At 50.9% G+C, this 24,426-nt stretch carries 19 protein-coding genes; 5 read left to right on the top strand and 14 right to left on the bottom strand.

All coding sequences use genetic code 11. The annotated features are described in order from the left end of the window. Window positions 1–220 precede the first annotated feature (220 nt). On the top strand, window positions 221–604 hold the full coding sequence (locus DEF47_RS22140; RefSeq protein ID WP_012188187.1) for a globin family protein: 384 nt from the start codon (window positions 221–223) through the stop codon (window positions 602–604). Here DEF47_RS22140 and DEF47_RS22135 read toward each other — a convergent pair. After that, window positions 601–2,649, bottom strand: coding sequence for a putative bifunctional diguanylate cyclase/phosphodiesterase (locus DEF47_RS22135; RefSeq protein WP_012188186.1), 2,049 nt, complete (start codon window positions 2,647–2,649; stop codon window positions 601–603). The genes DEF47_RS22140 and DEF47_RS22135 overlap by 4 nt on opposite strands. A 384-nt stretch (window positions 2,650–3,033) precedes the next feature. Beyond that, complete coding sequence (hutU, locus tag DEF47_RS22130; RefSeq protein WP_012188185.1) at window positions 3,034–4,692, bottom strand: urocanate hydratase; 1,659 nt, start codon at window positions 4,690–4,692, stop codon at window positions 3,034–3,036. Between the two features lie 417 nt (window positions 4,693–5,109). Here hutU and DEF47_RS22125 point away from each other — a divergent pair, with 417 nt between their 5' ends. From DEF47_RS22125 to DEF47_RS22115, 3 genes are all read left to right on the top strand, one after another. After that, window positions 5,110–6,600 carry a leucyl aminopeptidase gene (locus DEF47_RS22125; RefSeq protein WP_012188184.1) on the top strand — a complete coding sequence of 497 codons (1,491 nt, stop codon included), beginning with the start codon at window positions 5,110–5,112 and terminating at the stop codon, window positions 6,598–6,600. 14 nt (window positions 6,601–6,614) lie between these two features. Beyond that, window positions 6,615–7,532, top strand: a complete 918-nt coding sequence (locus DEF47_RS22120) for an MBL fold metallo-hydrolase (RefSeq protein ID WP_012188183.1) — start codon at window positions 6,615–6,617, stop codon at window positions 7,530–7,532. 75 nt (window positions 7,533–7,607) lie between these two features. Continuing rightward, window positions 7,608–8,207, top strand: coding sequence for a TetR/AcrR family transcriptional regulator (locus tag DEF47_RS22115; protein ID WP_012188182.1), 600 nt, complete (start codon window positions 7,608–7,610; stop codon window positions 8,205–8,207). On the opposite strand, the gene DEF47_RS22110 is transcribed toward DEF47_RS22115, so the two are convergent. The 7 genes from DEF47_RS22110 to DEF47_RS22080 all read right to left on the bottom strand — a co-directional run bounded on the left by DEF47_RS22110 (window position 8,204) and on the right by DEF47_RS22080 (window position 14,368). Next, entirely contained in the window at window positions 8,204–8,854 is a 651-nt protein-coding gene (locus DEF47_RS22110) for a hypothetical protein (protein ID WP_012188181.1), read from the bottom strand. The genes DEF47_RS22115 and DEF47_RS22110 overlap by 4 nt on opposite strands. 45 nt (window positions 8,855–8,899) lie before the next feature. Beyond that, window positions 8,900–9,541, bottom strand: a complete 642-nt coding sequence (locus DEF47_RS22105) for a GNAT family N-acetyltransferase (RefSeq protein WP_012188180.1) — start codon at window positions 9,539–9,541, stop codon at window positions 8,900–8,902. Window positions 9,542–9,544: 3 nt separating this feature from the next. Next, window positions 9,545–10,804 (bottom strand): DUF58 domain-containing protein, encoded by a 1,260-nt coding sequence (locus tag DEF47_RS22100; RefSeq protein ID WP_012188179.1) that lies wholly within the window; start codon window positions 10,802–10,804, stop codon window positions 9,545–9,547. 9 nt (window positions 10,805–10,813) lie between these two features. Continuing rightward, window positions 10,814–11,797: an AAA family ATPase gene (locus tag DEF47_RS22095; RefSeq protein ID WP_012188178.1), complete on the bottom strand. Its 984-nt coding sequence runs from the start codon at window positions 11,795–11,797 to the stop codon at window positions 10,814–10,816. Between the two features lie 30 nt (window positions 11,798–11,827). Beyond that, window positions 11,828–12,712, bottom strand: a complete 885-nt coding sequence (locus DEF47_RS22090) for a GNAT family N-acetyltransferase (RefSeq protein ID WP_012188177.1) — start codon at window positions 12,710–12,712, stop codon at window positions 11,828–11,830. 3 nt (window positions 12,713–12,715) lie between these two features. Next, complete coding sequence (locus DEF47_RS22085; protein ID WP_012188176.1) at window positions 12,716–13,561, bottom strand: DegV family protein; 846 nt, start codon at window positions 13,559–13,561, stop codon at window positions 12,716–12,718. Window positions 13,562–13,735: 174 nt separating this feature from the next. Next, window positions 13,736–14,368, bottom strand: a complete 633-nt coding sequence (locus DEF47_RS22080) for a guanylate kinase (protein ID WP_012188175.1) — start codon at window positions 14,366–14,368, stop codon at window positions 13,736–13,738. Window positions 14,369–14,446: 78 nt separating this feature from the next. Here DEF47_RS22080 and DEF47_RS22075 point away from each other — a divergent pair, with 78 nt between their 5' ends. Further along, window positions 14,447–16,183 carry an Rqc2 family fibronectin-binding protein gene (locus DEF47_RS22075; protein WP_012188174.1) on the top strand — a complete coding sequence of 579 codons (1,737 nt, stop codon included), beginning with the start codon at window positions 14,447–14,449 and terminating at the stop codon, window positions 16,181–16,183. A 250-nt stretch (window positions 16,184–16,433) separates the two neighbouring features. On the opposite strand, the gene cphA is transcribed toward DEF47_RS22075, so the two are convergent. From cphA to DEF47_RS22050, 5 genes are all read right to left on the bottom strand, one after another. After that, window positions 16,434–19,118 carry a cyanophycin synthetase gene (cphA, locus tag DEF47_RS22070; protein WP_012188173.1) on the bottom strand — a complete coding sequence of 895 codons (2,685 nt, stop codon included), beginning with the start codon at window positions 19,116–19,118 and terminating at the stop codon, window positions 16,434–16,436. A gap of 126 nt (window positions 19,119–19,244) precedes the next feature. After that, window positions 19,245–20,126 carry a cyanophycinase gene (locus DEF47_RS22065; protein WP_012188172.1) on the bottom strand — a complete coding sequence of 294 codons (882 nt, stop codon included), beginning with the start codon at window positions 20,124–20,126 and terminating at the stop codon, window positions 19,245–19,247. A gap of 174 nt (window positions 20,127–20,300) precedes the next feature. Continuing rightward, window positions 20,301–21,572 (bottom strand): 23S rRNA (uracil(1939)-C(5))-methyltransferase RlmD, encoded by a 1,272-nt coding sequence (rlmD, locus tag DEF47_RS22060; protein WP_012188171.1) that lies wholly within the window; start codon window positions 21,570–21,572, stop codon window positions 20,301–20,303. Further along, entirely contained in the window at window positions 21,569–23,242 is a 1,674-nt protein-coding gene (locus DEF47_RS22055; RefSeq protein WP_012188170.1) for a WD40 repeat domain-containing protein, read from the bottom strand. Before DEF47_RS22055 ends, rlmD begins: the two co-directional genes overlap by 4 nt. A gap of 106 nt (window positions 23,243–23,348) precedes the next feature. Beyond that, on the bottom strand, window positions 23,349–24,425 hold the full coding sequence (locus DEF47_RS22050) for a site-2 protease family protein (RefSeq protein ID WP_287045351.1): 1,077 nt from the start codon (window positions 24,423–24,425) through the stop codon (window positions 23,349–23,351). Between the last annotated feature and the right edge of the window lies 1 nt (window position 24,426).

The raw sequence follows: 24,426 nt of genomic DNA, 5'->3' as shown, positions 1-24,426 counted from the left end.
TGTGGACAATTATAGCGCTATTTTGGCTGGCTGAAAAAGCTCTGAGTATAAGGATTTGGTAACAAAAGCCAATCGGTTGAATGCCTGATTTGATCTGCACTAGCAACCCGATTGTCAGCATGGGCTTGCGGTTGGTAGGCTAGGCAACGTCCTTGGAGCACCAAAAATATACTGAAAGGATGACGAATGTCTCCATATAACTCCTGCGGCGATTGAGCTTGTGCAGCAAACCTTTGCCGAGGTTGGCCGCAATCCACAGCAATTGGTCGAAGCCTTTTATGGACAGTTGTTCATGTTGGCTCCCGATTTTCGGCCTTTGTTCCCCGAAGATATGAGCGAGCAAAAGAAGAAATTGTTACAATCGTTGGTCTTGGTCGTCAACAATCTCAAAAAGCCTGAAGCGGTTTTGCCTGCGGTGCAAGAGCTTGGTCGTCGTCATGTGGATTATGGGGTCAAGCCCGAACACTATCAAACAGTTGGCGCGGCGCTGATTTGGGCCTTATCGCAACAGCTGGGCGAGCAGTGGAATGACGAAGTGCAAGCAGCATGGGTTGCTGCCTATACGCTCGTTGCCAATGTAATGGTCGAGGCCAGCCAAGCCTAATTCAACGAACATGCGAAGTCCGCCGCCTGTTCGAGTGGAACGGGCGGCGAGAAGAAGTAGCCTTGGCCTGCTTGACAGCCAAGTTCACGCAGCACTTGAATATGCTCAGCGGTTTCGATGCCCTCGGCAATCGTGGCCAATTGCATGGTTTGGGCCAAATTGATAATTGTGCGCACAATCGCTAAACTCCGTTGATCTTCGAGCGCTGCTTGAATAAACGAACGGTCAATTTTGATTGTATTCAACGGAAAACGATGTAAATAGGTTAATGACGAATAGCCAGTGCCAAAATCATCAATATGTAAATGTAAGCCAAAATGACGCAAGGCATTCAAAATTGGTTCAGCTCGTTCGGTATTTAATAATGCACCTTCGGTAATTTCTAAATGCAATTGTTGACGTGGAAATTGATAGCGCTCGAATATTGATTTAAGCGTTGGCAAAAGCTGGCTATGCAATAATTGACGCGGCGAGAGATTAATCGCCAAGGTCATATGCTGCATCATTGAGTCTGCTTGCCACCGCTCAAGCTGCTCGGCTGCAACTTCCAGCATCCACCAGCCCAATGGAATAATTAAGCCAGTTTCCTCGGCAATATCCAAAAATTGGCCAGGCGAGCGCAAACGCCCATCGGGGTGTGCCCAACGAATCAAAATTTCAAAGCCTGTGCAATGGCTATGCTCAAAATCGATAATTGGCTGGGCAAACAACCGAAATTCTTGGCGTTGCAAGGCTAGGCGTAACGCTGTTTCGTTGTGCAAACGGGTGCTAAAATTGGCATACAAGGTTTGATCGAAAATTTCGATGCCGCCGCGACCTGTATGTTTGGCCCGATACAGTGCCAGGTCAGCGTTTCGCATCACGGTTTCAATCGGCACTTCGCTGGTGATTAATTCCAAGCCAATGCTGACATTACAGAAAATTTCCTGACCATTTTCAATCATAAATGGATCTTCAAAGAGTTGGCGGATGCGTTGGGCGGCGTTGAAGGCCGCAGGCAAATCGGGCAGCCGATCAAAAAAGATTGCAAATTCATCGCCATCGAAGCGTGCTACCACATCGCCTGGTAAATAGAGGGCACGACGTAAACGTTGGGCAATTTCGGTCAGCATCGTATCGCCGATGTGATAACCCAAGCCATCATTAACCATTTTAAATTCATCGATATCGAGCAAAATGATCGCAAAGCTATAATCATGATGATGGCGTTGGTATTCTAAAGCCCGTGATAAATGTAATTGAAATGAACGGCGATTGGGCAAGCCAGTTAATGAATCGTGCAGCGATTGATAATACAGCGCCTCTTCCATTTGTAATTGGGCTGTATGATCGCGCAAAATCACGATTGCTCCATTATTTTGGCCGTCGTTATTGAGCAATGGCGTAACATGTTCAGTAATTGAGGTTGCATGGCCATCGCGAGCATGCAAATAACGCTCAAAGGGCAAGGCAAACACTGGCTCGTTGCGTAAGGCCGCCGCAATGACATCGATGCGTTGATCGTTGAGACTGCTGCGAATTACCACCACTTGATTAAAATCCTGCTGGAGCGCACTACGATAATCCCAGCCAGTCATGTGCTCGGCGGCAGAATTAATCCACTGAATTTTGCCATGCTGATCGATTGCCACCACGCCATCGCTGACATTGGCCAACATCGTTTGCATCCACACCTCAACGCGGCTAAGCCGCTGGGTCAAATTGCTGCGCTCGATGATCGTTTTAAGCGTGAGCACAAGGCTTTCGGTGCTAATTGGCAAGGTTAAAATATCGATCGCGGTGGGTTGATTGGGTATTTGGGTGGCTTGCTCATTGGTTTGGCTCAGATAGACCACCGGAACTGGGCAGGGTTGCTGATTGATTTGAGGCACAAAATGCAGCGTTGCCAAGACCAGATCAACACTCTGCTCGCCAAGCAGGCAGGCGGCGGCTTCCCATGTGCTCAGATGGGCCATAACGCTGCAACCAGCCGCCATCAATTGAGTGCTGAGGTCTTGAGTACTTGTAGGCGTATGATCAAGAATCAAGATTCGTGGATTACTCATGGGATGCACTCCAATGGAAATCGTTACGCTGGCACAGGTACTCAGCCCATGGAGCGCTTAGATCAAATGTGTCGCAATACCATGCCACCTCACCAACACTGTTAATTAGTATTGATGCAAAATAGGCCAAAATTTTGGAGTGGATTTAGCCAATCTATGCATAGATATATCATGAACTTGCTAGAAATTATAGCTAGTTGCACGGATATTCATTAAAAAGTAGTAAAAGTAGCCAGTCGTGGGCATAAATGTGGATGGCGCATGCCAGAAGTGAACGGCGTGGTTCAGGCTTAAATCTAAGGTTTGATCATCTTAGCATAGGCTGTGCCAAAATTTGGGGGGATTTAAGTGGTAGTGTTGACTCCAACACTACCACTCGATGAGCTATTGTTTCAGCATTGGAATATGCACGTTGCGCTCTTGGGCTACGGCAATTGCTTCATCGTAGCCTGCATCAACGTGACGCACCACGCCCATGCCCGGATCGCTGGTGAGCACCCGCTCTAGGCGGTGATCGGCTTCAGCAGTGCCATCAGCCACAATCACCATGCCAGCATGCAGCGAATAGCCGATGCCAACGCCGCCGCCATGATGCACGCTGACCCAGGTTGCACCATTGACCGCATTGATCATCGCATTCAAAATGGGCCAATCGCCAATTGCATCGGAGCCATCGCGCATAGCTTCGGTTTCGCGGTTGGGCGAAGCGACTGAACCACAATCGAGGTGGTCGCGTCCAATCACGATTGGCGCACTCACAACGCCATCACGCACCAATTTGTTGAATAACGCGCCAGCCTTGGCCCGTTCGCCATAGCCGAGCCAGCAAATGCGGGCGGGCAAACCTTGGAATTGAACCCGCTCTTGAGCGGCGCGAATCCAGCGATGCAATGCTTGATCCTCTGGGAACAATTCGAGCAAGGCTTCATCGGTTTTGGCAATATCAGCGGGGTCGCCCGAAAGCGCTGCCCAACGGAATGGCCCTTTGCCTTCGCAGAACAATGGGCGAATATAGGCAGGCACAAAGCCAGGATAGGCAAATGCTCGATCATAACCAGCAGCCTTAGCTACACCACGCAAATTATTGCCATAATCAAACACGATCGAGCCAGCATCAGCGAAGGCAACCATAGCTTTAACATGCTCAACCATTGAAGCAGTTGAATGCTTGACATATTCTTCGGGGTCGCGTTGACGCAATTCGAGTGCCTGCTCAAGGCTCATGCCAGCTGGCACATAGCCCTCAAGCGGGTCGTGGGCACTGGTTTGGTCGGTCACAATATCGGGGCGCACACCACGCTTATACAATTCGCCAAAGACTTCGGCGGCGTTGCCCAATAAACCAACCGAAAGTGCTTTGCCGTCGCGCACCGCTTCATCAACCAAGGTCATGGCTTCTTCAAGCGTATCAACCGCCACGTCGAGATAGCGCGTATCCAAGCGGCGCTGCATGCGCTGGCGATCAACTTCAACCACCAAGGCCACGCCATCGTTCATGGTGACGGCCAAAGGTTGTGCGCCGCCCATACCGCCAAGGCCAGCGGTGAGCGTCCAACGACCGCGCAACGAGCCACCAAAATGTTGGCGGGCAATGGCGGCCAGTGTCTCATAAGTGCCTTGCAAAATTCCTTGTGTACCAATATAAATCCACGAGCCAGCGGTCATTTGGCCATACATCGTCAAGCCAGCCTGCTCCAATTCGCGGAAGTTCTCCCATGTGGCCCAATGTGGCACGAGCATCGAATTGGCAATCAGCACCCGTGGAGCATCGCGATGGCTACGAAATACAGCAACAGGTTTGCCCGATTGCACCAACAAGGTTTCATCATCGTTGAGTTCTTGCAACGAACGCACAATCGCATCGAAGCATTGCCAATTGCGGGCAGCCTTCCCCGTGCCGCCGTAGACAATCAAATTTTGCGGATCTTCGGCCACATCAGGATCAAGATTATTCATCAGCATTCGCAACGCTGCTTCTTGCGCCCACCCTTTGCACGATAATTCTGAGCCGCGTGGTGCACGCACAATGCGCGATGAAGTCATGAGACAGTTCTCCTTGTACACAGGATTGTCGGTTGGCTCTATGATAGTTGATTTTGTTGAAAATAAGAACATAGAGCAAAGAACATAGGATAGGGATCAGGGGCTGGGGATCGGGAGTTTTTTGATCCACGAAGGTTAAGTCTTAGCCACAGATTGCACAGATTTGTGTGATTATTGTTTCTGCTCAATGCATAATCTCTTGCTCATAACCTTTTTTCCTTGTTGATGTTTGACTTCTGCCTTTTGCACTTCATCCCTCATCCCTCATCCTTTGTCTCTGCGCCTCTGCGTTAAGAACCGATCCCCACCAACCGATTCCCAATCAATATCAATCATTGACAGCGGCAAATTGAAACCGTTACAATACCAAGCAACTGTGCAAGCTCTTGTCAACCTCTAGAAACCGGAAGGACTCCAATGCAGATTCGTGTAATACAAGGCGATGTTGCTCAACAAGCCGATGCCATTGTTGTTGTTGGTACATGGGCGAATGAGGAACTGCCTGCCAGCGTTGCTGGTTTAATTGAAGCGAGTGATTGGTCAGGTAAGTACAAAAAAACCACTGTGCTCTATCTTGGCGCACAAGCGACAGGTATTCCCGCCTTCGCCAGCCGCCGGGTGCTGTTGGTTGGTTTGGGCAAGCGCGAATTATGGAACGCTGAGCGTGCTCGCGTCATCGGGGCAATTCTGGCCCAACGAGTACGCGATTTGGGCCTGACGAGCTATAGCCTGCCTTTGCTTGGAAGCGAAGTTTTGGGTGTTAGCCGTAGCGCCGAGGCTTTGAGCGAAGGCGCATTGTTGGGTGCTTATCGCTTTGATGGCTTTAAAACTTTGCCCGACGATTTTGTGCCAGCCGTTGCTTTAGAACAGGTGACGTTGGTTGCCGAAGCTGAGCTTGAAGCCGCCGAATTTGGCTCGAAATGGGGCATTGCGTTGGCTCATGGAGTCAATCTTGCCCGCGATTTGGGCAACAATCCGCCAATCGTGGCAACGCCAACCTACTTGGCCGAAGCCGCTCAAACGATCGCCCGTGATTATGGCATGACCTGTTTGGTGCTCGACCACGACCAACAAAAAGAGTTGGGTATGGGTGCGTTAATTGGGGTTGCCAAGGGTGCTGCCGAGCCAGCCAAGTTCATCGTTTTGGAGCATGGCCAAGCTGAGCCAGGCAAACCAACGATTTGTTTGGTCGGCAAAGGCATTACCTTCGATACAGGCGGGATTTCGATCAAGCCAGCCGATAACATGGACAAAATGAAAATGGACATGCAAGGCGCTGGCGCAGTGATTGGCACGATGGAAGCGGTAGGTCGTTTGAAATTGCCAATTCACGTCGTAGCCTTGGTGGCCGCAACCGAAAATATGCCTGGCAGCAATGCCTACAAACCAGGCGATATTCTCAAAGCCATGAATGGCGTAACGATCGAAGTGCTCAACACCGATGCCGAAGGCCGTTTGGTCTTGGCCGATGCCCTTTCCTATGCCCAAAAATACAATCCCGATGCAATTATCGACCTTGCAACCCTGACTGGCGCGTGTGTCGTGGCGCTTGGCTCATATGCCGCAGGCGCAATGACCAACAATCCAGCTTTGTTGCAACGGGTGCAGCAAGCTGCCGAAGGTTCAGGCGATCGGGTTTGGGAACTGCCATTGTGGGATGAATACCGCCGTCAAGTGCGTTCCGATGTTGCCGACATCAAAAATACTGGTGGCCGCAACGGTGGGGCGATTACCGCTGGGGCGTTCTTGAGCCATTTCGTTGGCGATTATCCATGGGTCCATTTGGATATTGCCGGCGTGGCATGGACTGAAGATCAACCCAAGGAATACAACCCTAAAGGAGCAACCGGCTATGGGGTGCGCCTCTTGACGGAATTGCTGCGCGAGTGGAGTGGCGTTTCGTTATAGCGGGAGTGTGGTCTATGGCTGGGACAATGCGGGTCACATTTTGGGGTGTTCGGGGTAGCTATCCGGTTCCCGGGTCGGATACTGTGGGGTTTGGCGGCAATACACCATGTGTCGAAGTCGAGGCCAATGGGCATACGATTATTCTCGATGCGGGGACGGGAATTGTGCGCCTCGGTAATGATCTGTTGCGACGAGCCAAAGAGCGTGGTGGACCAGTACGGGCAACCTTGCTATTTAGCCATATGCACCATGATCATACCCAAGGCTTTCCATTCTTTACTCCAGCCTATGTTGGCTCAAGTATTTTGAATATTTTTGGGCCACGGGTATTCGAGCGTGATCTTGAAGAAACTTTGGCACATTCAATGTTGCCACCAAGTTTTCCGGTGTCGTTGGGCGAAATGAACTCACTGAAGTTTATGCGCAACATGACCGAGACCGATGTATTGCTGTTTGATGCCAATCAAGATACGGTGACGGTCAAGAATTTCTACCACGATCAAATTACTGATGATCCTGATGTGGTGCAGATTCGGGCCATGCGTTCGTATGCGCACCCCGAAGGTGTGTTTATCTATCGGGTGCAATGGCAGGGCAAGAGTGTGGTCTATGCGACCGACACCGAAGGCTATGTCAATACTGATCAGCGCTTGGCAGCGTTTGCCAACCAAACCGACTTGTTGATCCACGATGCTCAATATAGTGAAGCGCATTATCTCGGCCATGCCGGTTATAACGCAACCCAAGGTTGGGGCCACTCTACGCCGCAGATGGCGTGTGCTGTGGCCATGGCTGCGCAGGCCAAACGCCTCGTCTTGTTCCATCACGAGCCACGCTACAACGATGCAATGATTCGTGAGTTGGAGCAGGCTTCGCAGGCGATTTTTGCCAACACCACTGCCGCCTACGAAGGCTTAACAATCGAAATCTAACATGAATGGATGCAAGGCCAATCGTGGTATGCTGAGGCTGCTACGATTGGCTTTTTTTGTTGATGAGGAATTGGCATGTCTCCACGGCGCGATGTCCGAGTTGAACGCACGGCGCAGATTATCGAAGCAGCAACCCGCTTGTTTGCCCAGCATGGCATCGATCAAACTAGCATGGATATGCTAGCCAAGGCCGTTGGCATGAGCAAAGGGGTCTTGTATTGGTATTTTGAGAGCAAAGATGCAATCATCCTCGCGTTGTTGGAGCAACTATTCAATCAACCACTGTTGGAAGTGCAAGCGCTGTTGCAAGCACCTGAATCGACGGCCCATCGCTTGAGCCAACTCACCACCAACTTGGCTGCCGCCTTGGAAGAATTACAAAGCCTTGTGCCCTTAGCGCAAGAATTGTATGCACTTTCGGCTCGCAATAACAACGTTCAAAGCTTCTTGGCAAGCTATTTTCAGCGCTATCGGGCCAGTTTGGCAGAGTTAATTCAGCAAGGTCTTGAGCGCGGCGAATTCAGTTCAATCGACCCCGAACAAGTTGCTTGGCATTTGGCAGCGCTCTACGAAGGCTCGACCGTGCTCTGGCTGCTAGAGCCAATGCCCCAGCGTTTGACCGAACAATTGCAAGCAGCCTTGCAACTATTGCTCAAGGCGATTGTGGCTCGTTAAAGGGAGTTTGGGTTTCTAGATTGAATCAAAAACAAACCTAAACCATTCAGTAGACTAGCGCAACCCATGACGAGCACCGTTGATCCAGAGAAAGCTTCAGCGTACAAACTATTAAACGAGGCGATGGTTAGTGATACGACGACCCAACTAAGCAGCATCGTTGGAATCCAATGCAGCATGCGATAGCCAGCTTTGCGTAAAATCCAGGCTTGAACACTGCTAATCACCAAACATGTAATTGCAACTGAGATTAATTGCGGTTCTATCCAGTGGACGAAGGGGTTGCTCGTATTAGAAGTACGAAACATCGAAAAGAGAAGATGATCGATACTCAGCATATATTTCGCAATACTCACTGCACAATATGCTGCAATTGTTGCCCTAAACCAGTGTTTGAACGAGTTTGGATCGATTGTCCGTTTTAAAATCCAAGCCTGACCATAGCTCATGCTTCCAATAGCGCTTAGCATGATGACAATCAGCAAGCCGAAAACAAATAATTCGCCACCATCAGGATGATCTTGGTAAAAATAGGGTAGTACTAGGGCATACAATACCAGTGCTGGGATATGCACGCCAATCCAATAAAGCCATGTAACGATCGGAATGTGCAGCCGTTGTGAGCGTGCATGAGCAACCTCGTACATCGTCAGCCTCTTTCTCAAACGATTGGAGCGTGAGTTTTCTTGATCTTAGTTTGTTACCAACGGCTTTTGCATCAATACATTCGGAATCGTCACACGATCGAGCCACTGGGGCGAACGATAGACCGTGCGATAGCCGAGCCGCTCGTATAATTTGGCGGCTTGCTGGTTATCGACAATCACTTGTAGTTGCGCTCCTGCTACTTTACGCGCCACTAATTGTTGTTCAACTGCCTGCATAATTGCCGCGCCATAGCCTTGGTTGCGCTGTTGCTCGCGCACGACAATGCCATGAATATAGGCATACTTGGGGTTGAATTTGGGCGGTGGCATAAGCATCGAGGCCGCAACGGTGCTCAACAGGTGCAAGGTATGTTTCAGGCCAATGAGTTGTATCGCCATATTCAGCGTGCCACGCGGCACCCGATCGGGGGCTGGCTCGTTGGGAAATTGAATTCCCGCCATGCCCACAATCTCGCCAGCTTGATTGAGCGCCAAATAACGCCCCCGCACTCCGGAAAAATCGTTGGCATGCAAGGTGTAGCGCAACAAAGCTTGGCGCTGGCTATCGGCTCCACGCAACGAATCGGGCAATTCAGCATCATACAAATCGAGCAACAGCTCACCCAAAATTGCCAGATCATTCGCATTGGCCGGACGTAACTCGACGGTTGGTTGGGTTTGTGTCATTGCTTAGCTCCGACCCATTGGGCGAATAGCTGGCTCGGCCAGTGCGCGATCTAAACCATCGCCAGCATGAATGCGATAGACTGGCACGCGTAACTCGGCCAAGCGGGCAAAGGTTGGCTCAGGGTCACGCCAGCCGCCAAACGATTTACCATCGAGAAACATAATTGAAGCGCGTGCGCCACGATAGACCAAACGCTGAACTGCCGCCACCCAACGTTCATCGAGCGCGGCGGTGATGATCAGCAGCGAGGAGTTACGCCCAAAGCGTTGGCTTTCAGCGGCCAATAATTCGGCTAATGAGGTATTGCTGGTGGCATGTAGCATCGCCAATGGCTCTAAAATTTTGTAAAGCTGGCGAGCTTCGCGTTCAGGCAGGATAATTTCGCGTTGTGCGCCGTAGGTCAATAAGCCCACGCTGCGATTGATCCGCAACAGATGCCGTGCCAACGAAGCTGCCAAGGTAATGCTATATTCCTCGGTGGTGTTGGGAATTGCGATTTTGCCTTGCAAGGTTTTGATAATCGCTGGAATCGCTGCATCCGGCTGGCCATGGTGAAAACGTTCTTCCATATCCAAAATGATCCAAACATCTGCTGATGGATCAAGCTCAAATTCCTTGACCATGAGATTGCCAGTTCGCGCTGTCGAACGCCAGTGAATGCGGTTGAAGCTATCGCCTGGCACATATTGGCGCACAGTCGAAACATTCGGCGTAACGTGAAAGGTGCGTGAACGCACATCTTGCCCGCCGATTAACTCAGCGGTTGGTAGCTCGAATTTTGGTAAATCGACAGTGGCAGGATATACCAACAGATCATGGGTTAGATCGACCATTTTATGCAATTGGAAGATACCGAAGGGATCGCCGCTGCGCACCGAAACTGGCCCCAAGCGCCATTTACCGCGCAAGGTACAGGGTGTGCGCACCATCCAGCGCCGTTTTTCGCGGCCTGGAATATAGCTCACAAAGCCCGAGCCATGCGAAGGTAAATCGGAGTGATCGCGCACTTCGACCCAGAGTTTGGGCACGGGCCACGTATTGTAGATCGTAATTCGTTCGCGCACAGTTTCGCCAACTTGGGCGCGAGTAGTGCTCGATTCGCGCTCGATCTCCAGCCCTTCGAGATTGCTCCACGCCCAAGCATAGGCCACAACCAATAAGCCCAGCAGGGTATAGGTTAAGTAATAAAAGAAAGAAATATTACTCGAAAGGCCGGTCAGAAATAGCACCACGGCCAAGCCCAAAATGCCTAATGCCCGCATATGCCGCCCCTAATGTGCAGCCGCCGGCTGCTGCCGCTCATATCGTCGCCCAGCGCGTGCGCCTGGTACGGGCACTTGACTCAAAATTTGTTGCATCAACTCATCAGCATGAATATTGCGAATCCGCGCTGCTGGGCTGATGATCATGCGATGGGCCAATACTGGCTTGACCAGCACTTTGATGTCGTCAGGAATCACATAATCACGGCCTTGCAAGGCAGATAAAGCTTGGGCGGTGCGATACAAGGCTAACGAGCCACGCGGGCTAGCCCCAAGGTACACATCGCTGTTGTTGCGGGTGGCGGTAGTAATTGCCACAATATATTCTTTGATTTGCTCATCGACATAGACATCGCGAATCTCGGATTGCATATGTTGCAGCTCTTCGATGCTGACGACTTGAGCTAGCGCATCGATTGGGTGGGCTTTGCGTTGGCTCTCCAAAATTGCTAATTCATCGGCTTTGGCCGGATAGCCGAGGGTAATTCGCAGCAGAAAGCGGTCGAGTTGCGCTTCGGGTAGCGGAAACGTACCTTCATATTCAATGGGATTTTGGGTTGCAAGCACAATAAATGGCTGAGGCAAAGCGCGGGTAATGCCATCGACGGTCAATTGACCTTCTTCCATGCTCTCGAGCAAGGCCGATTGAGTTTTGGGTGTAGCGCGGTTAATTTCATCGGCCAGCACTAAGTTGGCAATAATTGGCCCAGGCCGAAATTCAAACTCACCTGATTTTTGATTGTAGATCGAAACTCCGCTCACATCGGTTGGTAGCAGGTCGGGGGTGAATTGAATGCGCTTGAAGCTACAGCCGATGCTGCGAGCAATTGCCTTGGCGAGGGTGGTTTTGCCCACGCCTGGCACATCTTCCAACAGCACATGGCCGCGACACAGCAGGGCGATCAAGGTTAAATCGACCGCCGCGCGTTTGCCGATGATCACTTTTTCGACATTGGCAGCGACGCGTTGGGCTATCTCTTGCACATGTTTCATTTCAAGATCCTCCCGAAAACTGATTCGGTGCTACAAATCTTTGACCAAAACGGTTTGGCGTTCGCCATTGCGCATAAACCCAAACCACTCGTAGAGCCGTTGGGCATGTTGGTTGGTGTTTTGGGTATTCAGCGAGAGCAATTGCACACCGTTCAAACTGCACCAATCGACTAATTCAGCTAAAAGCCGCACGCCAATCGCTTGGCCTTGCAGTGCCGGATCAACCGCGATCCGTACTAAATGAGCCATCATGCCGCCATGATGCACGGTTGCAAAGGCATAGCCAACAATGGTCTGGTTAAGCTCGGCTACGATATAGAAGGGGGCAACAGGGAAAACTCCAGCCAAAATCGTGCTATTTTTGACCCATTCGTCAGCAAAAGCGGCGGCATCGATCTTGGCAATCATCGGCACATCGTCGGTCGTCGCTGGGCGAATCCAAGCCCCGGTATTGCCCCAAGCTGGAATGTTCATCGCACGTTTTTCGTAGCCCACCACATCAAGCTGGGGCTGATAGCCCTCGCGCAGCACCCACGGCAACAGCCAACTGGCATCGCGTTCGTCGCTCATAATCAACAAGCGCTCAACACCATGCGCCTTGGCATAACCCTCGGCAGCATGTAAAAATTCAGTGACCGCCTCGGCTGGGCGCAACGAATGATGCACAATCAGTGCTCGAATCCAAGCAATTGGGCCGACCGCATAGCCCATCAGCACGCAGCCCCACAATTTGCCGTTATATTCCAAAACAATACTGAGTTGATCGTTGAGGGTTAAGCGAAACTCATCGTGGGGAATCGAAAGCGAAGCCCATGGAGTTTGCTCAAGCAAGCCCATCAGCGGCGGTAGATCGCTCTCAACCAGTGGCCTCATCGCCAAATCGTGAATGCTCGGAACGCGACGAAACAAATGCATAACTTAAGCTTCTTCTCGCAAGACCGAAATACCCAACGCGCCTGGCCCGCCATGAACCGCCAAAACTGGGCCTGCATCGGAGATCAACAATGGCACATCTGGAAAATGAGCTGAAACTTGCTGGGCAAAGGCTTGAGCTTCGGCTAAAGCATTGGTGTGCAAAATACCCATGCGCCGAACTTTGCCTTTGCCAACAAACGCTAGGGCTTGCTGAATCATCATGGTCAAGGAATCTTCGCGGGAGCGGGCACGACCGACCATTTCGGCTTGGCCTTTGCGATCCAGCCCTAAAATTGGGTAGATGCCCAAAAGTGAGGCGGCCATGGCCCCGATGCGCCCCAAGCGCCCACTGAGCCGCAAATAGCGCACCGTTTCGAGTGAGGCAACAGTCAAGATATTGGGAATTTGATGCTCGATTTGCGAAACGATCGAAGCAGCACTCGCCCCGTGAGCCAAAGCTTCGGCTGCTTCGAGCACCAATAAACCTGTACCTAGGGCAAATTGGCGCGAATCAATGTTGTAGATCATGCGGCCTTGCACCCGTGATGCGGCTTGCATGGCATTGGCATAACTTTGGCTGAGCATTGCCCCAACATGAATCACGATAATATCATCAGCGGGATGTTGGCGAAAATAATTAATAAACTGCCCTGCCGATGAGGGAGCAGTTGTAGGAATCACATCTTCATGAACTAAACGGCGATAAAACTCATCGAGCGAGACATCTTCGCTTTCACGCAGATTGCCATCGACAAATTGAATGGTAAATGGAATTAATTCAATGCCATAGCGCTGAATAAGCTCCATTGGCAAGCTCGACGTTGAGGCGGTAACCAATGCAGTGGTCATGTTGTTCAATCCTCGGAGCCACACAGACACTCCAATGCAACCCTGCGGTGGAGCATAGATTAACAAGTATTATAGGGGGTTTTTCGTTTGCACGAAAGTACTCGTTTGATGAAAAAATGCTGAGGAAATGGGCTTAATCAGCCATGCTTTGGCCAATTAAGCCCATTTGAGAGGCTACAGTTTAATGCGGCGGGGGCGGATGCGTGATTTTTCGGCGCGAATGATCGCTTGAATCATGCTGGCGGCTTCGTCAGGCCGCGATTCGGGGTTCATCACCACATAATCAAATTCATCGACGCGACCCATTTCTTCTTCGGCCAAGGCCATGCGCCGTTCTAAGCCCTCTGCTGATTCGGTGCGGCGTAGGCGTAAGCGGTTGGCCAATTCGGCGCTTGAAGGTGGCACGATGAAAATCAACACCGCATCGGGCACTAATTTGCGCATGGTGGCCGCGCCCTGCACATCGATCCGCAAAATTACATCTTTGCCGCTCGCCAAGGCATCGCGTACCTGCGATTTGGGAATGCCCTTGTATTCGCCATAAACGACCGCATGCTCCAAAAGGTCGTTTTGGGCGATCATGGTCTCAAACTCGGCTTTGGAAACAAAATTATAATCAAAGCCCTCTAATTCACCTGGGCGTTGGCCACGGCTGGTAGTGGTGACCACAAAATGAAAGGGCATGCCAAATTCGCGCATTCGCATCAACACCGTATCTTTGCCAACCCCTGATGGGCCTGAAATAATGACCAGTAATGGCACAGGAGCTTGGTTGTGCAAAATCGGGTTGAGTTCTGGGTGTGACACAATGCCTCCTAAACTAAGGGAATTATTGACGTTCTGCCAATGCTTGAGTACGATTGAGCCATTGAAGGAGAATCGTCTATGCACATTGATGCGCTAGTTGTTGCAGCGATTGTCGCTGAATTACAGATCTTGGTTGGCGGCAAAATTCAACAGGTGGTTTTGCCAAATCCTGATAGTGTAGGTTTTGAAGTCTATGCTGATGGCCAGCGCCATCAGTTATTGCTTTCGGCCAATCCTAAATTTGCCCGCATGCATACTACCCCAACCAAGCTAACTCGTGATCCGAATGCCGATTCGCCTTTGTTGCTATTATTGCGTAAATATGTTCGTGGTGGACGGATTACCAAAATCGAATCTGCGCCATTGGAACGGGTTATTTCGCTCAGTATAGCCAAGATGCCGATTCCTCGCAAGGAACTTGAGCCTGACGATGATGACGACGATGAGGTGATGCTTACGCCGCGTTATAGTGAGTTGGTACTAGAAATTATCGGTCATTCATCAAATATTATTTTGGTCGATGATAATGGCTTGGTCTTGGAAAGTATTCGTCACTATAACCCGCAACGTTCGCAACGCCCAATCATGCCACGTGGCATGTACGAAGCGCCGCCCAGCCAAGGCAAATCTGACCCGCTCCAAGCAACCGCTGAACAAATTGCGGCCTTAGGTGGCGATTTGGCCAAAGCCTTGGTGACCGAATATAGTGGCATCTCGCCGCAAACTGGCCGTGAAATTGCTTGGCGGGCAGTCGGCGCAACCAGCGTCGAAATTACGCCAGAACTAGATTTTGCACAGATTGCCCAGCTTTTGCGCCAACTTACCAGCCTTAGCAGGAGCGAGCCAACCCTTGCCCGCAATGCTGATGGCACGCCAATTGGGATTGCTGCCTTTAATTTGCAGCACCAAGCGCATACTGAAACCTTCCCCAGCATGAACGAGGCCTTGGCAACCGCCTTTGCTGAGCTTGATCAGGTGACAGCGCACGCTCAACGGCGTGAAGCCTTGCTCGAACGGGTGGCTGAAGCTCAGCGCCGCATCAAAACCAAAGCTGATCAATTACGCACTCAGTTGGCGCGGGTTGAGCAACTTGAGCGTTTGCGCTGGGAAGGTGAGATGATTTTTGGCTATATTTATGCGATCAAACCTGGACAAAGCGAATTGCTGCTTGACCAAGGCGTGATCACGCTTGATCCAACATTATCGGCGGTCGAGAATGCTCAAGCAAAATTTCGCGAGTACGACAAAGCCAAAGGTGCATTAGAGGATGTGCCACAACTCTTGGAGCAAACCGAGGCTCAAGCCGAATATTTGCAACAAACCAACGATCTGTTGAGTTTGGCCGAGAGTTTTGCTGAAATTGAGCAATTTGAGCGTGAGTTGATTGCTGGTGGCTGGCTGCGCCAAACGATTGGCAAAGCCAAAAGCAAGCCCAATTCTAGCGTTGGGCGTGGCCCGTTGCGGGTAATTTCGCCCGATGGCTGGACAATTTTCGTTGGTCGTACCGCTGACCAAAACGATGAAGTAACCTTCAAACTTGGTCAGCCCGAGGATTATTGGTTGCATGCCCGTGAACGAACTGGCGGCCATGTGATTATTCGTATGCAATCGGCGAATGTGCCGCCGCGTACCCTTGAGCAAGCGGCGCAACTGGCGGCCTACTATTCATCGGCTCGCAACGATGGCGCAGTTGAAGTCGATATTGCCTTACGCAAACATGTGCGCAAAATCAAAGGCGGCCCACCTGGTTTAGTGCGCTATACCGCTGAGCAAACCCTACGCGTCGCACCCCAAAAAGAACCGAAGAGAACATAGGAACAAGGCAGAAGTCAAACATCAAAAGGCAAAATCGCGATCGCAATTTAACGCAGCGGCGCATAGCAAGAGATAAGGGATGAAATTTAACCGCGAAGAACACGAAGAACACGAATGGTTGAGTGTTGTAATATTTGAACGACGAACCCATCTCAGTGAACCACTCAATCAACCTTCGCGATCTTCGCGATCTTCGCGGTTTCATTCTTCGTGCGCTTCGTGTCCTACGTGGATCAAACGCGGCGAGGTGCTAAATCACGCCACCAACTTTGCTTTGAGCATCGCGCGGCTTGCCCCAATAAATAATCTGTTTCCAAGCCTCGGTTGGCTCATCGGCAAATACCATCACCAAATCGCCACGCTGTGCGCCATCTAAGGCCATGGCAATCGCCTCGCGCTCGTGACGAGTATAATGAATATTGCTCTCAGCAAAACCCGCCTCAGCTAAACCTTCGCGAATATAGCCAGGCATTTCGCCCTCTTTGCGGCCTCGCAAACTGGTGTCTTCTTTGATGATGATCTGATCGAAAACCCCTGCCCCCAGCAAGCGCCCAATCTCACGCGCATCAACCTCACGCCGATCGCCAGGCACCGAAATCACACAGATCGCTTTGCCCTCGCGTGGCAATTGACGCACCACATCGATCAAGTTGCTGACAGCTGCCGGATTATGCCCATAATCCAAAATTACGCGGAAAGGATGTTCATCAAAGACATTCAAGCGTCCAGGCGTTTGATAGAACGAGGTGGTAAAGGTGCGCAAGCCTTGGCGAATATTTTCGATGCTAATGCCTAAACTATAGGCCAGCGCTGCCGCCGCCAGAGCATTGGCAACATTGAATTTGGCCCGACCTTCCAAGGTTGCCGGAATTAGATGCGTCCACAACAGCGGAATATGGCGGCCTTTATCGTAGAGCGTCACCATATCGCCGTTAACCCCTTTTTCGACCACAATCGCCCGCCCGCCAACTTGAACTTGCTCACGCACCAAGGGATTAGCCGGATCAAAGCTGAAGTAGAAGGGCTTGGCCCGCGTTCGCGCTACCAATTTTGCCACCAGAGGATCATCGGCATTCAACACGGCCCAGCCATCACGCTTAATCACTTCGATGATCAGCGATTTAACTTTGGCCATCTCTTCGAGCGTATCGATGCCCCGTAGGCCAAGGTGATCGGCACTGATATTGAGAATCGCGCCAACATCAACTTCATCGTAGCCCAAACCTTCGCGCAAAATGCCACCACGCGCGGTTTCCAACACAGCGGCATCAACTGTCGGGTCGCGCAACACCATGCGGGCCGATTTGGGGCCAGTCATATCGCCGCGCAACACCCGCTCGCCGTCGATATAAATCCCATCGGTGCTGGTCATGCCAACGTGATAGCCCGCCATCTTGAGAATATGCGCGGTCATGCGAGCGGTGGTGGTTTTGCCGTTGGTGCCAGTTAATGCTGCCAGCGGAATGCGGCTTGGCGTGCCTGCCGGAAACAGCATATCGATCACTGGGCCTGCTGCATCGCGCGGCGTGCCCTCGGATGGCGCAACGTGCATGCGAAAGCCAGGCGCTGCATTAACTTCAACAATCCCGCCACCAACCTCGCTGACCGGACGGCTAATATCAGGAATAATAAAATCGATCCCCGCCACATCCAAGCCCACAATTTTGGCGGCGCGAATCGCAATTTGGGCATTTTCATAGTGAATCATATCGGTGCGATCGATCGCTGTGCCACCAGTCGAGAGGTTGCCGGTTGAGCGCAAATACAGCACTTGGCCTGCTTCGAGCACGGTTTCTAAGCTGACTCCAGCTTTTTCCATGCAGCGCTCAGCTTGATGATCGATCTCCAGTTTAGTCAATACATTTTCGTGACCAACCCCACGCCGTGGATCGCTATTGACGATTTCGACCAATTCAGCCACTGTATGTTGCCCATCGCCAACCACATGGCCAGGCACGCGCTCGGAAACTGCCACGACCTCGCCATTAATCACCAAAACCCGATGATCACTGCCTGGCACAAGTTCTTCAACAATCACATATGAGCGATATTCTTGGGCTTGGGCGAAGGCAACTTGAACTTCTTCTTCAGTAGTCAGGCCAATCGAGATGCCACGGCCATGCGAGGCATCCAAGGGCTTGACGACCAAAGGGTAGCGCAACCGTCGCGCAGCTTGCACCGCACCCTCAGCCGAGCGCACCACCCGCTGACGAGGCACAGGCAATCCAGCATCTTCTAGCAATTTATTGGTCAATTGCTTATCTTGGGCCACTTCGACCCCGATATGGCTGGTTTGCGAGGTAATCGTAGCCTGAATGCGTTTTTGATATTTGCCATGGCCAAATTGCACCAATGAATGCTCATTCAAGCGCAACCATGGAATCCCACGCTCCTCGGCAGCCTTGACCAAGGAGGCAGTTGAGGGGCCAAAGGCCAAACGCACCGCCATCCGCGCCAAATCTTCTTTCTCGCGCACCAGATCAAAGGTGGCTCGTTCGGCAGCGGGCATAGCTGAGGGCAAGTGTTCAGGCAGCAAAAACTGAATCAAACGCAACGCCAGATTAGCCGCCTCGATCCCGACATCCTCTTGGCCATACTGAAAAATCACAAAATACTGGCCATCTTGGCCTGTGCCACGGGTTTTGCCTTGGGTCACATAGGTTCCGGCCAAACACTGCAACTCAAGCGACAAATGCTCCATCACATGGCCCAGCCATGTGCCATCGCGCAGCCGCTCCACAAAGCCACCTGGTCGCCCCAACGAACAATGATGATCATCGAGGCTGGGCACGAGCGCCAACAAGCGATCAACAAAATCACCCAACAAATGGGTCGGATAAGCCTCAAGCTCTTCAAGATCAACGGTCATGTTGATGGCTGGCTTATACAACCAATAGTTAGGCCCACGATAGACGCGCGTGTCGAGAATTTTCATCGGGAAACCTCCACAGAATAGTGGCAATGGGTAGGCTAGAATTTGGGGAAATGCGAGTGGGTGGCGCAGCGCTGAGCCACGTTGCGCCGTATTGTACCACGAGCAGCCAGCGCGGCAAGAGACTGGTTAAATTTCTGGATCGGCGGCTGGCTGTTCAAGGCTAGGGGCAACTGGCAACGCAGGCATCACCACTGGCGGAATTACTTCACGTTTGATCAGATCATACGACCAGCCATGAGTTAGCACATGCAATTTCACGCCGACGATCGCCTCTTTTTGGCCAACTTTGAGCTGATGAATATTGCTGTATGTAATGCCAGCGCCATCAACCACCGTCACCGAGCCTTCACCAATCACCTGCATCAGATGATCATCGTCGATCTCGGCGGCGGTATTTTCATCAAGACCCAACCCAATCAGATATGGATTAAAGCTGACCGCCGCGATCAAACGCCCCAGCCGATGGCGAGCGCCAAAGTGTTGATCAAGCACAACCCGATTGGTTAGCCCAAGCCCTGGCCCAAATTGCACCATGCCATAGCGTGGCACCAGCCCTTTGGCCCCATAGGCGATCATATGGGCACTCATCGCCGAAGCGCCCGCACTCGTGCCCGCCACCGGAACCCCCCGCGCGTTAGCTCGCCGAATAGCTGTGGCAACCGGCGTGCCACCAAGCACCGCCGTAAGCTTCAATTGATTGCCACCTGTCATAAAAATTCCAGTCGCTTGGGCAATAATTTCGGTTGCCGCTGGATCATTGGCATTGATCCGTTCGCGAACTGGCAATAATTCGACGCTGGCAACGCCTAATTTACCAAACACCTCAAGGTATTCGCGGCCCCCATCGGGCAATTCCGAAGCAGTCGGAATAACCACAATACGAGCGTTGGAGCCGCCTGCAAGCTCAAAAAAGCGTAATAAAATTAACCGTCTGCGCTGCAAATCCATTGCGCCACCAATTGGCAGCAACGCACCGCGAACGTGTCCATCTGGCACTGGCGAAGGCATTGGGTGTCCTTCCATCAACTGGAGTAGGGTGAAAGCTGCATTATTACGGATAGCAGGCTATTGTGCAAGTTGGGGTTTAGGAGCATACAAGGGTCGGTTTTAGGCTCCCTCACCCCAACCCCTCTCCCACTGCGGCGGGCGAGGGGCGTTTGGTAGGGATCGGGCGAAGGCTCATCAAGCCTTACTGAGCAAAACCAAACTCTCAACATGGCTGGTTTGCGGAAAGAAATCGTGGGGCTGAGCATGCTGAATGGTATAACCGCCAGCCTGCAAAAGCTTAATATCGCGAGCCAAGGTGCCAGGATGACAGGACACATAGGCAATCATAGTTGGTTGGGCAGCAATCAGGGCATTGAGGGCAGCTGGCTCGACTCCACGCCGTGGCGGATCAACAATCGCTAAATCAAATTGTTGCTTGAGCTGCGGCAAAATCGCCTCAACCTTGCCGGTTTTCAGGGTCACATTACTAAGTTGATTGGCTTTAGCACTCGCCTGAGCATCGCGAATTGCCGCCGGATGTTCCTCAATGCCCCAGCCATGGCCAATGTTATGTGCCAAAGGCAACAAAAACGTACCAACGCCACAAAAGCCATCAAGTAAACGGGTGGTGTTATTCAACGGCAAGAAGCACTCGATTTGCTGCAACACTGCCCGCGCTCGCTCAACATTAGCTTGAAAAAAGCTGGTTGGGGCAATTCGCAAACGTACATCGCCCAATTGCTCATACAAGTATTCGGCTCCCGCCAAGGCCATCCAGCCCTCGCGGGTCGCCGAAGAAACTCCAGCAATCGTGGCATCTGCTGACATCCAACGCCGTGCCCAACTACGCCAAGCACTTTGGCCTTGCCCAATCAAATGACCGTGGATTGTGCCATCGGTGGTGCTCAGGCGCAGGCTAATTTCGCGCAAGCCTATCAAAGGCAACAGTGGTTTTAATCGTTCAATCGTCGCATTCAAGCGCGGATCAATGATCAAGCACTGATCAAATTCGACAATCTGGCGACCACCAGCGGCATAAAACCCCACTCGTTGACCATCGACATGCACCCGCGCAACCGAACGATAATGCCATGGTTCGCCTGCCGCCGTGGCCGCAACTTCGGCGTGATCGGTTTGGGCCACAAAGCGCAATTGCTCAGCCAAAATCGTTTGTTTGGCTTGGCGCTGGCTTTCAATCATCTGATATTGCCAATCGCAGCCACCACAGCGTTGATAAACCGGACACGCCGGAGTAACCCGTTCAGCTGCCGGATTGCTTGGTGGCTCCAGTAAAACCCCGCGTGCCCAGCCATTACGGCGCTCGGTGAGGCGCACCCTCACCTGTTCGCCAGGCAAAGCCGCCGCCACAAACACCGGTCGGCCAGCATAGCGGCCAACTCCATCGCCGCCTTGGGCCAAACCATCAATCGTGGTGTCAAGCTCTGGCGGCCATTCGAAATCGCTCATTGTACTACTTTCATGATGTCCCAAATTAATAAGTTTCCATCTTCATCAATCGAAGCCATGTGCTGGTTATGCGGTTTGATTGCGATGGCGATGATACCTGATTGCTGCTGATCAAATCTGAGCAAACGTCGCCCATCATCCACTTGCCAAAGCATCATGTTACCATCATGACTACCCCCTGCAATAAGGGTGCTATCTAGGCTAAATGTAACACTTTGAGCAAATGTTGCATAGGTTTTAGCATTCCACCAACGATCATCTTGATAGGTGATTAATAAACTATGGATTGATTGGCCAGAAGCAGCATCCCACACTTGGATCTCATCATTACTTTTGGCTACTGCAATTAGTTTTTGGTCGTTACTCCAACTCAGATTATAGACATATTCAATATTTTTCTGAAGATTTGTATATGCAATCCAATCTGGTGAGCGATAAATATCAAGGCTATCCTGTAGTTCATCACGATAAACTATATACTGTGAGTCAGGGCTTAAGTCGGCTTTAAGACTTGGATTATAAATAGGTCGTGAAATTATCTGCATTTCCCCAGTAATCGCATTAAACTCCCAAACTGAATTAGCTAATAGAGTTATGATCCGATCATCAGCACTCCAACGAGCAGAATTCAAAAATCCAATATATTTCCCTTCTTTGCTAAACTTAATATCCGCCTTGATTGGATCAATAATATAATTGATAGTACTACTATCTCGTCCTAGGCTAACAAAAATCTGGCTTCCCGTATGATTCCAAGTCATATTTGTTACAAAAACATTATCACCCAGCGTAATCACTCGTTGTTTTGAATAATCTGCTGTATCAAGTAGATATAATTTAGTTATAGTAAAGTCATAATTATTTTGTAATTCCTCAGGCAGTTCAACGATTTCTTTATCAATTAAAGCCAGCATTGAACCATCGGGGCTATAGGCAATAGGATTTTTAGGCAGAACATATGATCTAGAGAATTTTTGACGATAGATCGCGGTTGCGGTTGGTTCATTCGCTACTAAAGGATTGGTCGGATTGATCCAGGTACTACTTAATCCCAGCAATGGCACAATTAACAAGATGACGATTGTGACTTTGAGCCAAGCAGCGAAGCGCGGGGTATGCTGAATGCCAAAATCAATGCTATTGAGTCGTTTCGTATAGCGTTGCCATTGAAAAAACACTACAGCATAGGCGATAAATCCAATTCCCAATGCCACCATGGTCAGCAGACTCACGCCTAACGCAGGCCAGATCCACAGCAAGAGCAGAAAAATCAGGTGGCTCATCAGCGCCAAATAGCTTAGCACCAGCGGGCGATTGCTCCGCTCAGGCTCGGCCAAACGTTGATAGCGAACCAGCGCATAACATATTTCACCGATCATCCATAGATAGATACCATAAAAAAAGTAGCTCAGAACAAAGCCATACTGATACCATGGATCATCAGGTAATGTGGTAGGACTCTCGAACCAAGGAATTGATTGTCCAAGCGCGAAAAAACTGAGCCATGTAGCACGTTTGAAATAGACATACGCTTGTTGCAAGCGCAGCAACGCCCCAAATATCAGCAGTAGGCCGAGCCAATTGGGCAAAAGCTCGATACCATTAATTTTGAAATTTAATAAAACCAGCAGAATGCCAACAATGATCACCCAAAAAGTACGCCGCAGCATAGGGGTTCCTCTCTCAATCGATGCAGTTAATCAGCAAAAGCTGTATCTCTATAACGCTAGATACAGCTTTTGGTTACAGTTTGAAATGCGTAAAGCGGCAGATGCTTTAAACGTTGATTTTGAGGGCGCTTTGCACAAACGCTACCACATCACGATGGCGCACAATCCCCACCACCGCATCGCCATCGGTCACGGGTAGGCTATCGTACCGCTGACCAAGCATCGTGTAGTAGGCAGTTTGCATACTATCGCCAACATTGAGCCGTGGCAAATCAGCCTTGGGAGTCATGGCATCGCCAACCGAGACGCTACGCCATTCGCCCATCGCATAGCGATACAGATGTTGCACGCTGATCATGCCGATCAAACGTTCGGAGTGTACGACCGGAAAAGCAGGCTCGGCTTGGCCCAGCAAATATTGGCCAGCAAATAAATCGAGGGTTAAATGCGGCGAAACTGTCCGAAAACTACGGGTCATCACTTCGCCAACCAAAGCTCGGCTGAGGGTGTAGTTTAGGGTGGTTTGCACAAAATTGCTGACCGCAGCCCGATTGGTCATCCAGCCCATCAGCAAGAGCAAACTGCCAGTCAAGGCATTACTAAACAAGGCTACTAGCCCGATGATCATCAAGCCGTTGCCAAGATAGCGCCCAACCATGCTGGCTTGGAGCGTGCCCCGCAACAAATCATCATTCAAAAACCAGAAGATCGAGCGTAACACACGCCCGCCATCGAGTGGATGACAGGGCAGCAAATTAAACACTGCCAACAAACCATTGACAATCGCCAAGGTCGCCCAAAAACTAGCCCAAACCCCTTGGGAAAACCACGCCCCAACGAACGCCACAATTGCCAAGCCAACATTGACTAATGGGCCAACCAAGGCAATTTTAAATTCGCTTTGCGGCAAATCAACATCATCGGCCAGCTCGGTTAGGCCGCCAGTTAAAAACAGCGTGATTGCTGTTACTCGCAAGCCTAACCGCCGAGCCATTAGGGCATGGCCAACTTCATGCAGCACAATTGAGCACAACAACAGTAATGTGCCAAGCAAGGCTAGCGGTAAGCCCGATTGCCCATTGAGCGTAAACATCTGCTCAAAGCTATAGATGCTCAGACCAGCCAAAATCAGCCAGCTAAGATGCAATTTAATCGGGATACCACTGACATTACCGATGCGCATG

Source organism: Herpetosiphon sp., assembly GCF_003512625.1.
Taxonomy (GTDB): Bacteria; Chloroflexota; Chloroflexia; order Chloroflexales; family Herpetosiphonaceae; genus Herpetosiphon; species Herpetosiphon aurantiacus.
This window is presented reverse-complemented; position numbering and strand designations above follow the sequence as displayed.

What these genes read in the sequence shown, in the direction of transcription:
- DEF47_RS22120 (WP_012188183.1), top strand. Translation starts at nt 6,615, where the DNA reads ATGGCTGGGACAATGCGGGTCACATTTTGGGGTGTTCGGGGTAGCTAT.
- hutU (WP_012188185.1), bottom strand. Translation starts at nt 4,692, where the DNA reads ATGACTTCATCGCGCATTGTGCGTGCACCACGCGGCTCAGAATTATCG.
- DEF47_RS22075 (WP_012188174.1), top strand. Translation starts at nt 14,447, where the DNA reads ATGCACATTGATGCGCTAGTTGTTGCAGCGATTGTCGCTGAATTACAG.
- DEF47_RS22125 (WP_012188184.1), top strand. Translation starts at nt 5,110, where the DNA reads ATGCAGATTCGTGTAATACAAGGCGATGTTGCTCAACAAGCCGATGCC.
- DEF47_RS22095 (WP_012188178.1), bottom strand. Translation starts at nt 11,797, where the DNA reads ATGAAACATGTGCAAGAGATAGCCCAACGCGTCGCTGCCAATGTCGAA.
- DEF47_RS22090 (WP_012188177.1), bottom strand. Translation starts at nt 12,712, where the DNA reads ATGCATTTGTTTCGTCGCGTTCCGAGCATTCACGATTTGGCGATGAGG.
- DEF47_RS22105 (WP_012188180.1), bottom strand. Translation starts at nt 9,541, where the DNA reads ATGACACAAACCCAACCAACCGTCGAGTTACGTCCGGCCAATGCGAAT.
- cphA (WP_012188173.1), bottom strand. Translation starts at nt 19,118, where the DNA reads ATGAAAATTCTCGACACGCGCGTCTATCGTGGGCCTAACTATTGGTTG.
- DEF47_RS22055 (WP_012188170.1), bottom strand. Translation starts at nt 23,242, where the DNA reads ATGCTGCGGCGTACTTTTTGGGTGATCATTGTTGGCATTCTGCTGGTT.
- DEF47_RS22135 (WP_012188186.1), bottom strand. Translation starts at nt 2,649, where the DNA reads ATGAGTAATCCACGAATCTTGATTCTTGATCATACGCCTACAAGTACT.
- DEF47_RS22065 (WP_012188172.1), bottom strand. Translation starts at nt 20,126, where the DNA reads ATGCCTTCGCCAGTGCCAGATGGACACGTTCGCGGTGCGTTGCTGCCA.
- DEF47_RS22050 (WP_287045351.1), bottom strand. Translation starts at nt 24,425, where the DNA reads ATGCGCATCGGTAATGTCAGTGGTATCCCGATTAAATTGCATCTTAGC.
- rlmD (WP_012188171.1), bottom strand. Translation starts at nt 21,572, where the DNA reads ATGAGCGATTTCGAATGGCCGCCAGAGCTTGACACCACGATTGATGGT.
- DEF47_RS22115 (WP_012188182.1), top strand. Translation starts at nt 7,608, where the DNA reads ATGTCTCCACGGCGCGATGTCCGAGTTGAACGCACGGCGCAGATTATC.
- DEF47_RS22085 (WP_012188176.1), bottom strand. Translation starts at nt 13,561, where the DNA reads ATGACCACTGCATTGGTTACCGCCTCAACGTCGAGCTTGCCAATGGAG.
- DEF47_RS22100 (WP_012188179.1), bottom strand. Translation starts at nt 10,804, where the DNA reads ATGCGGGCATTAGGCATTTTGGGCTTGGCCGTGGTGCTATTTCTGACC.
- DEF47_RS22110 (WP_012188181.1), bottom strand. Translation starts at nt 8,854, where the DNA reads ATGTACGAGGTTGCTCATGCACGCTCACAACGGCTGCACATTCCGATC.